Annotated in this window: 11 protein-coding genes and 1 pseudogene; 11 read left to right on the top strand and 1 reads right to left on the bottom strand. The window is 68.0% G+C overall.

The genetic code is table 11. The features are described 5' to 3' along the window. The first annotated feature begins 27 nt into the window (after positions 1-27). From ABD951_RS27165 to ABD951_RS27130, 8 genes are all read left to right on the top strand, one after another. Positions 28-735 carry a PIG-L deacetylase family protein gene (locus tag ABD951_RS27165; RefSeq protein ID WP_345353068.1) on the top strand — a complete coding sequence of 236 codons (708 nt, stop codon included), beginning with the start codon at positions 28-30 and terminating at the stop codon, positions 733-735. Then, a complete protein-coding gene (locus ABD951_RS27160) occupies positions 735-1436 on the top strand; it encodes a 4-carboxy-4-hydroxy-2-oxoadipate aldolase/oxaloacetate decarboxylase (RefSeq protein ID WP_345353066.1) in 702 nt (233 codons plus the stop codon). Before ABD951_RS27165 ends, ABD951_RS27160 begins: the two co-directional genes overlap by 1 nt. A gap of 412 nt (positions 1437-1848) precedes the next feature. Then, positions 1849-2754 carry a fumarylacetoacetate hydrolase family protein gene (locus ABD951_RS27155; RefSeq protein ID WP_345353064.1) on the top strand — a complete coding sequence of 302 codons (906 nt, stop codon included), beginning with the start codon at positions 1849-1851 and terminating at the stop codon, positions 2752-2754. A gap of 64 nt (positions 2755-2818) precedes the next feature. Beyond that, positions 2819-3700 carry a DODA-type extradiol aromatic ring-opening family dioxygenase gene (locus ABD951_RS27150; RefSeq protein ID WP_345353062.1) on the top strand — a complete coding sequence of 294 codons (882 nt, stop codon included), beginning with the start codon at positions 2819-2821 and terminating at the stop codon, positions 3698-3700. Between the two features lie 31 nt (positions 3701-3731). Then, positions 3732-4883 (top strand): acyl-CoA dehydrogenase family protein, encoded by a 1152-nt coding sequence (locus tag ABD951_RS27145; protein WP_345353060.1) that lies wholly within the window; start codon positions 3732-3734, stop codon positions 4881-4883. Between the two features lie 61 nt (positions 4884-4944). Further along, a complete protein-coding gene (locus tag ABD951_RS27140) occupies positions 4945-5736 on the top strand; it encodes an enoyl-CoA hydratase/isomerase family protein (protein WP_345353058.1) in 792 nt (263 codons plus the stop codon). A 121-nt stretch (positions 5737-5857) separates the two neighbouring features. Next, positions 5858-7177: an MFS transporter gene (locus tag ABD951_RS27135; RefSeq protein WP_345353056.1), complete on the top strand. Its 1320-nt coding sequence runs from the start codon at positions 5858-5860 to the stop codon at positions 7175-7177. Positions 7178-7271: 94 nt separating this feature from the next. After that, positions 7272-8042 carry an IclR family transcriptional regulator gene (locus ABD951_RS27130; protein ID WP_345353054.1) on the top strand — a complete coding sequence of 257 codons (771 nt, stop codon included), beginning with the start codon at positions 7272-7274 and terminating at the stop codon, positions 8040-8042. Between the two features lie 495 nt (positions 8043-8537). On the opposite strand, the pseudogene ABD951_RS27125 reads toward ABD951_RS27130, so the two are convergent. Further along, positions 8538-9341: pseudogene (locus ABD951_RS27125) on the bottom strand (serine/threonine-protein kinase). Positions 9342-9695: 354 nt separating this feature from the next. On the opposite strand from ABD951_RS27125, the gene ABD951_RS27120 reads away from it, so the two are divergent. From ABD951_RS27120 to ABD951_RS27110, 3 genes are all read left to right on the top strand, one after another. After that, positions 9696-10868: a cytochrome P450 gene (locus ABD951_RS27120; protein ID WP_345353052.1), complete on the top strand. Its 1173-nt coding sequence runs from the start codon at positions 9696-9698 to the stop codon at positions 10866-10868. Positions 10869-10929: 61 nt separating this feature from the next. Further along, on the top strand, positions 10930-12018 hold the full coding sequence (locus ABD951_RS27115) for an alcohol dehydrogenase catalytic domain-containing protein (RefSeq protein WP_345353050.1): 1089 nt from the start codon (positions 10930-10932) through the stop codon (positions 12016-12018). Further along, positions 12015-13481 carry an aldehyde dehydrogenase family protein gene (locus ABD951_RS27110; protein WP_345353048.1) on the top strand — a complete coding sequence of 489 codons (1467 nt, stop codon included), beginning with the start codon at positions 12015-12017 and terminating at the stop codon, positions 13479-13481. The genes ABD951_RS27115 and ABD951_RS27110 overlap by 4 nt, the downstream gene beginning before the upstream one ends. Positions 13482-13500: the final 19 nt, after the last annotated feature.

Below are 13500 nucleotides of genomic sequence, written 5' to 3'. Positions count from 1 at the left end.
GCGAACCACCATCAGAAGGAGAGACACATGACCAAGGTGACAGTTGTCAGCGCCCACGGCATGGACTGGGTGTGGCGTACCGGCGGCACCATTCTCAAGTACGTCAAGGCCGGAGCGGAGGTGACCGTCGTCTGCCTGTCGATGGGCGAGCGCGGCGAGTCGGCATCGGCGTGGTCCGAGCCGAACCAGTCTGCGGACCGGGTGCGGGCGCTCCGCCTGTCCGAGGCCGAGAAGGCGGCCGCAGTGGCGGGCGTCGAGTTGCGGACCTACGACTGGGGCGACTATCCGATGGTCATCGACGACGAGCGCCGGCTCGAGATGGTCCGGCTGCTGCGGGAGCTCCGTCCGGACGTCGTACTGACGCACGGGCGCCGCGACCCCAACAACCCGGATCACGTGGCGACGGCCCGGGTCGTCGAGGACGCCGCCATCTGGGCCCGCGCGCACGGTCGGCTGCCGGAGTCGGAGCGATTCGTCGTTCGCCAGATCCACGGCTACGAACCGGAATTCCCCGAGTTCTGTGACTTCCAGCCCGACACCTACATCGACATCAGTGACGTCGCCGACCAGAAGCTCGAGATGATGCAGTGCTCGCAGGTGCAGCAGTTCATGATCGAGGTCTACGAGCAGCGGGCTCGCTACCGGGCAATCATGGCGGGGCTGCTGCTGGACCGGAAGGTCACCCACGCCGAGGCGTTCGAGCGGTTCCTGCCCGCGGCCGGGGGCCTGTTCTGATGGAGAACCAGCTGATCGACCCGACGATCGTCGACCACGTGGACCGGCGCGCCGGTGCGCACTCGGCGGAGTTCGCCGAGCTCGGCGTCGCGACGGTGCACGAGTCACAGGGCCGCAGTGGGCTCATGGATCCCGCGATCAAGCCACTCGTCGCGGGCTCGCGCGCAGCGGGGCCGGCGGTGACGTGCCTGAATCATCCGGGCGACAACCTGATGCTGTTGGCCGCGCTGGACCTGTGTCGGGAGGGCGACGTCCTCGTGGTCGGCAACCTGGCCCCGTCGACCGCCGGCATGGTCGGCGAGATCATCTGCAGCATCCTGGTCGCGCGCGGTGCGGCGGGTCTGGTCGTCGACGGCGGCGTCCGTGACGTGCGGGAGCTGCGCCGGCTCCCGTTGCCCGTCTGGTCGAAGACCGTCTCGGCGATGGGCACCACCAAGGGCGGCCCGGGCTGGGTGAACAGCCCAGTGGTCGCCGGCGGGGCCACCGTGCGGCCCGGGGACCTCGTGGTCGCGGACGACGACGGAGTCGTCGTGGTGCCCGTCGCGTCGGCCGACGAGGTCCTCGCCCGCGGCAAGGCCCGAGTCGAACGGGAATCTCTGCTGCTGACGGACATTGCCGCCGGCCGGTGGCCGGGCCTGTCGCCTGAGCTGCGCGAGCAACTGCGAACTCTCGGCGTCACGCGGATTCCCGGCGCGCAGTAGGCCTGTTTCACAAGTGATCAACCCCGAGGAGGAGTCATGCGGATTCCACTGTGGCTCGGCGGTCCGGTTGTCATTGCGCTGTCGGCTGTCGACGCGGCTTTCGAGGTCCGGACTCGAGCGGTGGGGGGCGGTGACACGGACCGTGATCGACAGGATGGCCACCCTCATTCCTGAGCAGCCGTCCGATTCGGCAGGAGGCAATAGCGCAATCTCTTGGCTCACAGGGCTTTTCCGCGGGGGAACACCCGTGGACTGCCTCGAGGAAGCGCAGGAGGCGTGCGGCGATCATGGCCCGGGGATCGACGCACCGCGTTGGACGGATTGCGGACTGCTCAAGGTCAGGGGTCCCAACAGTTCGTCATATTCGAAACGAGGGCCTGGCCCCGCCACCCATTCCGAGAGGCATCTTCTCATGCGATTGTGTTCGTTCCTGTCCGAGGGGCACGCCCACGTCGGTGTCGTCGCCGACGATGATTCGGTCGTCGACGTGACCCGGATCGTCGCGGACCGAGGCGACGATCTCCCGCGGACGATGGCGGGATGGGTCGATCTCGGCTCGGCCGGGATCGACCAGTTGCGTCGACTCTGCGCGGAGTCCTCGTCGGACCACATCGTGGGCGACGTCGACCAGCTCACGTTGCTCGCGCCGATGGGTCGGCTGCCGCGCAACGTGATCTGTGTCGGCGTCAACTACCGGGAGCACATCGAGGAGTCCGAGCGTGCCGTCGGTGAGATCGACGTGCCGGATGCACCGGTGTACTTCACCAAGGACGTGCGCAGCGTCTGCGGTCCGTTCGACGACATCGGCTGGGACTCCTCGGTGAGTGTGCAACTCGACTGGGAGGTCGAGCTGGCCGTGGTGATCGGGCGCGCCGGCCGCGACATTCGACCAGCCGATGCGCTGGGGCACGTCTTCGGGTACGCAGTGTTCAACGATGTCAGCGCCCGGGATGTCCAGCTGTCCCGGAACCAATGGTGGAAGGGAAAGAGCATCGAGGGGTCGTCGCCGTTCGGGCCCTTCATCGTGACCGCCGACGAGATCCCCGACCCCCAGGATCTGGAGCTCACCTGCCGGGTCGACGGCGTCGAGATGCAACGCTCCACCACCAAGCTGATGATCAACGACGTCGCGTCGTTGATCGCGGATCTGAGCCGCGCTCTGACGCTCGAGCCTGGCGACGTCATCAGTACCGGCACCCCGGCCGGAGTCGGGCTCGCCCGGACACCCCAACAGTGGCTCGAACCTGGATCCGTGCTCGAGAGCGAGATCACGGGGCTGGGCCGACAGTGCAATCGCGTCGTCAGAACTGGAGTGTGAAACCCAAATGGCAAAACTCGTAGGTGTTTTCGGGACCTCCCACAGCCCCGCACTGATCGCGCCCATGTCCGACTGGCCGGCCTTGGAGCCGAACATCGCGCGACCGTCCCTGGACCGGCTCGCCGGCGATGTCCGCGACCACTGGGCCGAGCACGAGGCGCGCTTCGACGCCGCCACGACGGCATTGCGGTCGGCCGTTCTGGCCGCGGAGCCCGACGTCCTGCTGATCGTCGGCAGCGACCAGGGGGAGAACTTCGGTCCCCGATCCGCACCCGTGTTCGAGATGTTCCTGGGCGAGCGGGTCGATGCGAGTGCGGCGAATCGGCGGGACGAGGGTCCCGACCTGTTCCGGATCTCCGTGCCGGTCGCCCGTGAACTCGGCCTCGAGGTCCTGCGGTATCTGTGCGACAACGGATTCGATGTCGGGCACACGTCGGAGCCCTCCGACGAGTACGGCATCGGTCACGCGGTGACCTGGCCGATGCGCTTCCTCGACCTCGCCGATTCCGGGCTCGAGCTACTGCCGGTGGTGACCAACGTGTGGAACCCCCCGAACATCCCGAGCGTGCCGCGGTGTGTGGCTTTCGGCCAGGCGTTGCGCAGCGCGATCGACACCGCCCCATCCTCGTCCCGCGTCGCGGTGCTCGCGTCGGGCGGGTTGAGCCACCTCGTGCTGGACGAGGAGCTCGACTCCCGGGTAGTGGCCGCCCTGCGGTCGGACGACCTCGCCACCTGGGGGGCCATCGCGGACGACGAACTGCGGCTCGCCCACGAGAAGTACGACCTGCCACTGCGACTGAACGGGACGGCGGAGATCACCGACTGGATCATCGCCGACGCCTGCGCACAGGCGCCCGCCGACATCGTCGACTACGTGCCGGCGTACCGAACCCAGTCCGGCTACGGCGTCGGAATGTGCTTCGCCCAGTGGCGCCTTCCCGCCTGATCCACACCACCACACCCGATCGGAGAACCAAATGTTTGCAGCCCTGCCGGACGAGTACGTCGAGCTCCAGGCGTCCGTGCGTCGCTTCTCGCAGTCCGTCGTCAAGCCGCGGGCCATCGAGATCGACCGCCTCAACGAGTACCCGGAGGACATCTTCAAGGCGCTGCTCGCCGCCGACCTGCTCGGCCTGGCGACGCCGTCGGAGTACGGAGGCTCTGGGGCAGGCACGATGGGGCTGACGATTGCCATCGAGGAGGTGGCGAAATACTCCAACACCGTCGCGTTGATGCTCCTGCTCACCCGGCTGCCCGCGTTGCCGATCCTCATCGGCGGCACCGAGGAACAGAAGAACACCTACGTGCGCGACATCGCGACCGGGTACCGGCGCGCATCGTTCGGGCTGTCCGAACCGCAGGCCGGATCCGACCTCAAGGGTATGCGCACCCGCGCCGTCCGCGACGGAAGCGACTGGGTGATCACGGGATCCAAGTGCTGGATGTCCGGGCTCGAGCAGGCGGACTTCTACACGGTGTTCGCCCGTACCGGTGGGGACGGCTTCAGCTGTTTCATCGTCGATCGCGCCCTGCCGGGCGTCTCGGTCGCCCGCGTCGACGACAAGCTGGGTGTGCGCGGCGTGAACACCGGCGAGTTGCGCCTCGACGGTGTCCGGGTGTCCGACTCTGCGCTGATCGGCGAGCCTGACCAGGCATTCAAACTGGCGATGCTGTCGCTGAACTCGATGCGTCCGATCGTCGCGGCGCGCGGCCTGGGTCTGGCGGAGGGTGCGCTCATGTATGCGGTCGACTACATGCGCTCCCGTCAGGCCTTCGGAGCGGCGCTGACTTCCCAACAGGGCCTGGGCTGGATGGTTGCCGAGCATGCCGCCGAGATCGAGGCAGCGCGTCTGCTGACCTACCGCGCGGCGAGCATGGTCGACGCGGGAGCTTTCGACAAGTCCGCCGTTCCCCAACTTTCGATGGCGAAGCTGGTGGCGACCGAGACCGCAGTGAAGGTCTCCGGGACCGCTGTCCAGCTTCTCGGCGCGGCCGGATACATGAAGGACCACCCGGTCGAGATGTACTACCGCGACGCGAAGCAGCTCACCATCGTCGAGGGCACGAGTCAGATCCAGAAGAACCTGCTCGCCGAGGCGGTCTCGGCTCGCACGTTGTGGTGGGACTAGCAGTGCGGTCGAACGCCCGCATCGTTCGGTGAACACCCAGACACGAAAGGAAATTCACCCAATGTCAATGAACGGATACCACGGCTCGGAGGACGACATCCTGCTCTCGATCGAGGATCGGATCGCCTGGATCACCTTCAACCGTCCGGAGGCGTTGAACGCGTTCGGCCCGGCCCAGTTCCATCGGCTCGCCGACCTGCTCGACGGGGTCTCGGTCAACCCCGACGTCGGTGTCGTGGTGCTGACCGGCAACGGCCGGGCGTTCTCGGCCGGCGGTGACGTGCGGGAGTTCACCAAGAAGGGGCTGGTCGACACCGGCGTGTACGCCATTCGCGCGATGACGTCCATTCGGTCCTGCCGCAAGCCCGTGATCGCGATGGTCAACGGGATCGCGGTCGGAGGTGGCAACGAGCTGGTGATCGCCGCCGACCTCGCCATTGCGGCGCGCAGCGCCCGACTCGGTCAGGCCGGCACGATGATCGGCGCCTGCCCCGTCCTCGGCGGCACGAACGTCCTTCCGCTGCAAATCGGCGAGAAGAGGGCGAAGCAGATCGTCTTCTTCAGCGAGAAGGTCTCGGCAGAGCAGGCATTCGAGTGGGGGTGGGTCAACGCGGTGGTCGACGACGCGGACCTGGAGTCGACCACGCGGGAATGGGCCGAGCGGTTGCTCGCACTGCATCCGCAGTCGCTCCAGATCGCCAAGGCCGGCAGCAACGTCTGGTGGAACTACTCCTACGACACGATGGTCAACGGTCTCGACATGATCGCGATGGGCGTTCCCGCCGAATCCGTGGACGAGGGGCGCGACGCGTTCCTGGAGAAGCGTCCGGCCGACTACTCGCGCTGGCGCTGACGCCGACTCCCCGTCGCACCTCCCTGCCACCCTTCGAAGAAATGGACAAGGCATGACTGTTGATGCATCTCGTGCAGCAGGCACTCCGGGGCTCGGCGCCCGTCTGGATCGGCTACCGGTCGTGACGCGAACGCTCCGGTCGATGATGGTCGTCGTCGGATTCTTCTACCTGTTCGACGCTGTGGACATCGTGGTGTTCGGCAACACGGCCCCGGCGATGCGCGCGGAATGGGGGTTGAGCGTCACCGACATCGCGTGGGGCTCGGCCGCCCCGTTCGTCGGAATGTTCGTCGGTGCCGTCGTCGGTGGTCAGCTCGCGGACCGATTCGGGCGGAGACCGGTCGTCCTGGGCGCCACCGTGATGTACTCGATCTGTTCGTTCGCAACGGCATTCGCGCCCAGCTACGAGGCGGTCGTGGTCCTGAGAGGACTGACCGGGCTGGGCCTGCAGGCCCTGACCGGGGCGGTGATGGTGTACGCCAGCGAGTTGCTGCCGCGGCACGTGCGGGGGCGCTACCTCGCGATCATCGCGGCGATCGGCGCAGTGGCCGTCCCTGTCACGGCGTTGATCTCCCGACTGGTCGTGCCGCTCGGCGAATCGGCCTGGCGGTGGATGTACGTGTTCGGCGCGCTGGGGATCCTGGGTGTGGTGTCGGGATACCGGCGCCTGCCCGAGTCGCCCCGGTGGCAGGTCACGCGTGGTCGCGCCGATCTGGCCGAGAGTCTGGTCGCGAAACTCGAGGCGGAGGCGGAGGACGCGACCGGTGGGCCGCTGCCGCTGCCGGGCCCCGAGCCGCTGATTCGCACGGGGTCGGTGCGCGAGCTGATGGCGCGGCGCTACGTCAAACGCACTGCGGTCGCCTGCGTGGCGATGGCATGCTTCGTGCTGGTCGCCTACGGATGGTCGCCGTGGTTGCCTTCCCTGCTCACCGCGCGGGGATACACCCAGGCTGAGGCCTTGACGTTCGTGTCGGTGCTCGGGATCGCGTCGGTACTCGGGGCGTTCTCCTCCTCCCTGGTCATCGACAGGTGGGATCGCAAGAACTACATCCTCGTTCTGACGAGTGCGCTGTCGGTCGTGCTGTTCGCATTCGCCCTTTCCGACAGCCGGCCGGTGATGCTCGTCACGGGATTCGTGATCTCGATGTTGATTCAGGCGCTGCTGACCGCCGTGTACACGTACGCCCCAGAGGTCTTTCCCACGCACCTGCGTGGGATCGGGAACGGGGTGGTCAACAGCGTCGGCCGGATCGCGGGAATCGCCGGTCCGTTCATCGTCGCCGCGGTGTACAACGCATTCGACTTCGGCGCGGTGTTCGCGTACCTGGCGGTCGTCGGATTGGCTCTCGGGCTGGTGCTGTCGAGTCTCGGCGAGCGGACCAGCAACAGGTCACTTGAGGACATCGCGGCCGAGTCGGACCCGGCCGAGATCGACCGCTGACGAGAGGACACCGCGGGCGAGCAGGATTGTCGCGCCCGCGGTGATCCGGTCCGACGAATCGGGGGCGGCCGTGGCCGTCGGCCAGGGAGAGGACATGACCGGACATTTCGAATCCAAGCCACCGACGAAGGTGTTGAGCCGGATCACGACGCTGATCGACGCGTTCGACGGCCACGGTCAGCTCACGCTGACCGAGGTCGCGGAACACGCCGGGATACCGCGCTCGTCGGCGCACCGCATGCTCGACAGTCTGGTCAAGCTTCGATGGGTTCGTCGGGACGGGCACCGATACGAGCTCGGCATCCGGCTGGCGGAGCTCGGCGCGCTCGCGATCCACCAGGCCCGGCTGCACCGCGTCATCCTGCCGTACCTCCATGACCTGCATGCGCAAACCGGGCTTCTCGTGCACCTCGCCGTGCTCGACGGCCCAGACATCGTGTGCCTGGAGAAGATCGGCGGTCGGTCGGCCGCCGCGGTCCCGACCCGAGTCGGAGGCCGACTTCCCGCGCATTGTTCCGGCCTCGGAAAGGCGCTGCTGAGTTGCGCGAGCCCGGCGGAACTGGGTGCGCTCGGTTCCGGCCCGCTGCCGCGCCGGACCGCGCATTCGGTCGTGTCGCGGGCACAACTCGACCGCGAGATCACCACAATTCGCCAGCGCGGGCTGGCTTTCGACCGCCAGGAGCTCACCATCGGTTTCGGCTGTGTCGCAGCGCCCGTCCAGGTGGCCGCAGTCGCGACGTCCGCAATCTCGTTGTGCGGACCAATTGCCGAGGTCCAGAATCCGGTGTTCGCGGGTTACGTTCGGGAGTCTGCACAGGCGGCTCGGCGCGCGCTCGCGTACTCGATTCGCCGTCAATCCGCCTGAGCAAGCAGGACGCCTTTCCGACCACTCCGCGGAGCCGAGCACGTCCGCCAGGAAGGATTCCGGAATCGGCGCTCGGTCCGTCACCGAGCGGCCGCCGCGTCGGGCGGCGGGTAGTAGGGGTCGCTCGTCCGGTGGTGGTAGGGCGCGGCCCACGCCTGCAAGCGGCGCGCGGCGGTCAAGTCGAATCGGTGGATTCGACGACGTCCGACTCGGTCAGGTGCGCCCCCGGACAGCTCGAGGAGCAGTGATCGAGTCTCGGTGATGTCGAATCACAGTTCTACGGAGTCGATTTCGATGAGTTCGTCGCGTATCCGCATACGGCTCAACGGGAGCCCGGAGCGGCTTCTGCTCGTGACGATAATCTGGGGTGATGGCAGCCGCTGTCGATCACGAACTCCATCGCTCCGAGAGTCGCGGTGCTCGACACCCGATGCCAGTCGTCGACGACAACGGCGACCCGCTCGTCGCGCTCCTGGGTCTCGTTGCCGAGCGACGTCAGCACGAACCGTTCCGCATCGTCGCCGTGCTCCTCGAGCGTCTCGCCGAGTCCCCGCCGCGCAGGTTCGGGATGGGCTCGATGGTGATGCCCAGGAACTGGGCGACAACCTTTTCGCCGCTGCGTCGTTCGAAAGCCGCATGTCCGGTGATCGCGCAGAACAGCGTGGCCCCGAGGCCGTGGACGTCCGATGCCGGAGTCGGTGCGCCACGGAGAACCTCGGGTGCGGTGTAGGCCGGCGACCCCGTCACGGCACCGGTGGATGTCTCGAAGCCGCCGACGATCCGGGCGATACCAAAGTCGGTCAGCGCCGCGTCACCGTTTTCGGTGAGAATGATGTTGGCCCGGCTTCACATCTCGGTGCAGGGCTCCCGCTCGGTGCGCGGCCTCGAGGGCGCCGGCGATCTTGACTCTCCGAGTCGCACAGCGTCGCGCCAGGGGAGCGGACCGGATCGGCGACTGCGCGTATCGAGCGAATCGTGCGGGTGGAACTCCGTCACGATGTAGGGCCGTCCCCAGGACATGGTCCCCACCTGGAGGATTCGATCGATGTTCGGGTTTCCGGACAGTCGCCCCATTGCACGTTGCTCGCGGAGGAAACGGTCCGGATTCTCCGAGTTCGGATCGGCGGAGAGGACCTCCACGGCAACGGTGCGGTCGAGTGCGCGCCGGCGGCAGCGATAGACGATCCCGAACCCACCTGGTGCAACCGCGTGGGCGTCCTCGAATCCGGCCGCAGCCGAATCCTCAGGGATGTCCGTCGTCGGATCACGGTGGAGTGGTGGAGGATCGGGCTCGGTCATGGCAGCATCAGCGCCGGAGGGGAATCTCCGTGGCCGCCCGCAGGACTCCCGGACCGGCGGGTTCTGGGTCGGCGGGCGAGCGGACCCGGTCGAGTGTGTGCATGCCGTCACGTCTCGTCGGTTACCGGATGGCGTCACCCGATCCGTGACGTGGCCGTCGAGACCCGAGGGCCTTTCGATACCGGGCGCCCGGTATTCCGTGGCGGGAGCGCCGCGCACGGCGAGGTTTCAACTCCGTGGAACTCGCGAAGAACATCATTGACCTTCCGATCGGAAGGTTTTAGTCTCGTCTCCACCGCCCGATCACGGGGCACACAATCACCGGCTTCGCGCCCATCCCATTCTGGGGGAGCAGTGGACATCAGCAACAGCAACTACGACAACCGCCACGTCGCCACTCTTGACGATCCCGACGAGATCCACCGCGTCATGCGGGCACAGTGCCCGGTCGAGCACAGCTCACAGCACGGTGGCTTCTGGGCACTGACGCGCTATGCGGAGGTCGAGCCCGCCACCCGGGACACCGCGCGGTTCTCGTCCCTTCCGACCATCACCCTGCCGTCGGTCGGCGCGCCCCGGCCGTTCATCCCTATGGAATCCGACCCACCGGAGCATGCCAAGTACCGGTCGCTGCTCAACGTCGTGTTCAGCGCCCGGCGGTTCGCCGAGCTCGAGGGCGAGATCCGCAAGCACGCAGTCGAATTGGTCGAGCGGTTCGCGGGCGCCGGGGAGGCGGACCTGGCACGGGACCTGGCCTTCCCGCTGACCTCCCGGGTGATCACCTGGCTGCTCGGGATCCCGGACGAGGACGTCGCCCGCTTCAACGAGTGGTCCCTGGGGTTGGTCTCGGTCGGATCGCCGGAAGAGGGACTCGCGCTGCAGATGGAGATCCGGGACTACTACATCGGCCACATCGCCGCACGGCGCGCGAACCCCACCGGGGACCTGGCCAGCCACCTGCTCGCGTCCACGATCGACGATCGCCCCGTGGACGAGGAGGAAGTGCTCGACATCTACCTCTCGCTGACGGGCGCCGGTGGCGAGACGACCGCCGCGGCGGCCAATCACATCTTCACGTTGCTGGACCGGCACCCCGAGCTCCGTGAGCAGCTCCTCGCGCATCCGGAGCTGATGACCTCCGCGCTCGAGGAATTCCTGCGCTACGTCACGCCCGTTCCCGGATTCGCCCGGACCACCACCTGCCCGGTCGAAGTCGCCGGGACGGTGATCCCGGAGGGGGAGCGAGTGTGGATGTCGTGGTTGTCGGCCAACCGCGACGAGGCGGTGTTCGAGCGCCCGTCCGAGATCGTCCTCGATCGGAAGCCGAACCGGCACTTGGCGTTCGGTGCGGGTGTACATCGCTGCCCGGGTGCCCCGCTGGCCCGGCTCGAACTGCGCATCATGGTCGAGGAAGTGCTGGCCCGGATTCCGGACTACCGGCTCGTGGATCCGACCTCGGTTCGGATCTCCGAGGGCCAGACCCGCGTGATCCGAACGCTTCCGATCATCTTCACCCCGCAGCGATGACCAGTCCCCGCCCGTGCTGCCGGAAGCCGGGCACACATCCCACCACCTGCAGGAGGTTCGTATGAGAGCCGCAGTGAGCCGCGGAGTCGGCCAGATCGTCATCGAGGAGCTGCCGGACCCCCGGCCGCGGGCCGGCGAGGTTCGGGTTCGCCTCGTCAGTTCGGGCATCTGCCACACCGACGTCTCGGTACTGGCCGGGCACCTTCCGTCACCTCGCCCGATCGTGCTCGGACACGAGGGTGCGGGCATCGTCGACGAGGTCGGTCCGGGAGTGGACCACTTCGCGGTCGGCGACCACGTGATCTGCTCGATCATCACCTCGTGTCACTCGTGCTTCCAGTGTCAGCGTGGGGAATACGTGCTCTGCGAACGTGCGGTCGGGTTCTCCGGCACCATGCTCGACGGCACCACCCGGCTCGAGTCGGCGGGGGAGGACGTGCACACCCTGTTCTGTCAGGGCTCGTTCGCCGAGTACGCGGTGGTGCCGGCCTCGGCGGCGGTGCGGATCCGGCCCGACGCGCCGCTCGAGAAGCTGGCCGGGCTAGGGTGCGCGTGGTCGACCGGTCTGGGGGCCGCGATCGTGCGGGCGGAGGTCCGGCCCGGGAGCAGCGTCGTCGTGATCGGCGCCGGCGGAGTCGGTCTGGCCACGATGATGGGCGCTCGGGCGATGGGCGCGACGTCCGTGATCGCCGTCGACCTCGCCGAACACAAGCTGGCCCGGGCCGAGGAGCTCGGGCTGGCGACACACACGCTCTCGGTATCGGGAGAGGACGCGGTGGCGGCCATCCGCGAACTGACCGGCGGCCGTGGCGCGGACTACGGATTCGACGCGGTGGGGGCGCGGGGCACCCTCGAGACCGCGCTGCAGGGCATCCGTCCGGGCGGGCTGGCGGTCGCGATCGGGGTCATGGACGCCGCGGTCACCGCCACGTCCGACCTGTTCGCATTCCTGATGCAGAAGCAGCTGACGGGCACGTATGCCGGATCGATCATCCCGCAGCGGGACATCCCCGCGTTCGTCGACCTCTACATGGACGGCCGGCTGCCGCTGGACTCGATCATCGACGCGACCTATGCACTCGACGACGTCCCCAAGGCGCTCGATCAGCTCGCGGCCAACGAGATCACGAAGGGTGTGGTGCTGCTGTGACCGGTTTGGACATGCAGATGTACATCGACGGTCGCTGGCGGGACGCGGCCTCCGGCGGGCGGATCCAGGTGGCCAACCCGGCCCGATCCGCGGAACCGGCGGGGTCGATTCCCGACGGCACGGCCGGTGACGTCGACCTCGCCGTGGCGGCCGCGAAGGCCGCCCAGCGCGGCTGGTCGCGCCTGTCGCTGACCGAGCGGGCCGCGATGGTGGCCGACGCGGGTGCGCGGCTCGCGGCGATCGACCCGTCCGGCCCGGAGGCGTTGACCAGGGAGATGGGCAAGATCCTGGCCGAGTCCACGATGGACTTCCAGTCCCCGCCCTGGGCGTGGTCGCACTACCTGGACAACCTCGACGAACTCGACCGGATCCTCACCGACAGCCGGTTCGACGACACCGGCCGGCTCGAGGTCCGGCGCCGTCCGGTGGGCGTCGTCGGGGCGATCGTCCCGTGGAACTGGCCGATCGCGCTGCTCGGCGTCAAACTCGGGCCGGCACTGCTGGCCGGGAACACGGTGGTCGCGGTCCCGTCCCCGTTCGCCTCGCTGGGGGTGCTCAAGGCGATCGAGGCGATTGGTGCTGCGCTGCCCCCGGGCGTGGTCAACGTGGTCACCGGCGCGGGCGACCGGGTCGGCGCCGCGCTCAGTGCCCATCCCGACGTCGACATGATCGCGTTCACCGGCGGGCCGGAGGCGGGACGTGCCGTCGCGCAGGCACTCGGATCGCGTCTGCGGCGGGGTGTGTTCGAGTTGGGCGGCAACGACCCCGCCGTCCTGCTCGACGACGTCGTCGTCGACGACGACCTGATCCGCAGGCTGGTGGCGGCCTTCGCCGTCACCTCCGGCCAGGTCTGCTTCGCGGTCAAGCGGCTGTACGTCCACGAATCGCTGCTCGACGACGTCACCGCCCGTCTCGGCGATGCCCTCCACGACATCGTCGTCGGTGACGGGCTCGACCCCGACGTCACCATGGGTCCTCTCGCCAACGAACGGCAGTTCACGCGGTTCACCGGACTGCTGGCTGAAGCGGAATCCTCTGGTGCGCAGGTGAAATCGTACGGTCGAATGCGCGACAAGGCGGGCTGGGAGGGTGGGTACTTCCACCTGCCCACGCTGGTGACGGGGGTCGGGGCGCGGGAGCGCATCGTCACCGAGGAACAGTTCGGCCCGGCGCTGCCCATTCTCGGTTTCCGCACCGAGAGGGAGGCAGTCGAGCTGGTGAACTCGACCCCGTACGGCCTCACGTCGAGTGTCTGGACGTCCGATCCGAACCGTGGGTGGGCCATGGCCGGCGAGATCGACGCGGGCGTGACCTTCATCAACAAGCACGGCATGGCGGCCTTCGATCCGGGGGCACCGTTCGGCGGGGTGAAGGCGAGCGGTTACGGGCGTGAGATGGGCATGGAGGGCCTGCTCGAGTTCACCTGGACCCAGCAGATCAGCGATCGACAGATCCCCGGGTAACACCCCGGCCGGGGCGCAG

Origin of the sequence: Rhodococcus olei (assembly GCF_039540555.1) — a bacterium.
GTDB lineage: Bacteria > Actinomycetota > Actinomycetes > Mycobacteriales > Mycobacteriaceae > Rhodococcus_G > Rhodococcus_G olei.
This window is presented reverse-complemented; position numbering and strand designations above follow the sequence as displayed.

Coding starts and splice junctions, on each gene's coding strand:
- ABD951_RS27145 (WP_345353060.1), top strand. CDS start 3,732: ATGTTTGCAGCCCTGCCGGACGAGTACGTCGAGCTCCAGGCGTCCGTG.
- ABD951_RS27150 (WP_345353062.1), top strand. CDS start 2,819: ATGTCCGACTGGCCGGCCTTGGAGCCGAACATCGCGCGACCGTCCCTG.
- ABD951_RS27130 (WP_345353054.1), top strand. CDS start 7,272: ATGACCGGACATTTCGAATCCAAGCCACCGACGAAGGTGTTGAGCCGG.
- ABD951_RS27115 (WP_345353050.1), top strand. CDS start 10,930: ATGAGAGCCGCAGTGAGCCGCGGAGTCGGCCAGATCGTCATCGAGGAG.
- ABD951_RS27165 (WP_345353068.1), top strand. CDS start 28: ATGACCAAGGTGACAGTTGTCAGCGCCCACGGCATGGACTGGGTGTGG.
- ABD951_RS27160 (WP_345353066.1), top strand. CDS start 735: ATGGAGAACCAGCTGATCGACCCGACGATCGTCGACCACGTGGACCGG.
- ABD951_RS27155 (WP_345353064.1), top strand. CDS start 1,849: ATGCGATTGTGTTCGTTCCTGTCCGAGGGGCACGCCCACGTCGGTGTC.
- ABD951_RS27140 (WP_345353058.1), top strand. CDS start 4,945: ATGTCAATGAACGGATACCACGGCTCGGAGGACGACATCCTGCTCTCG.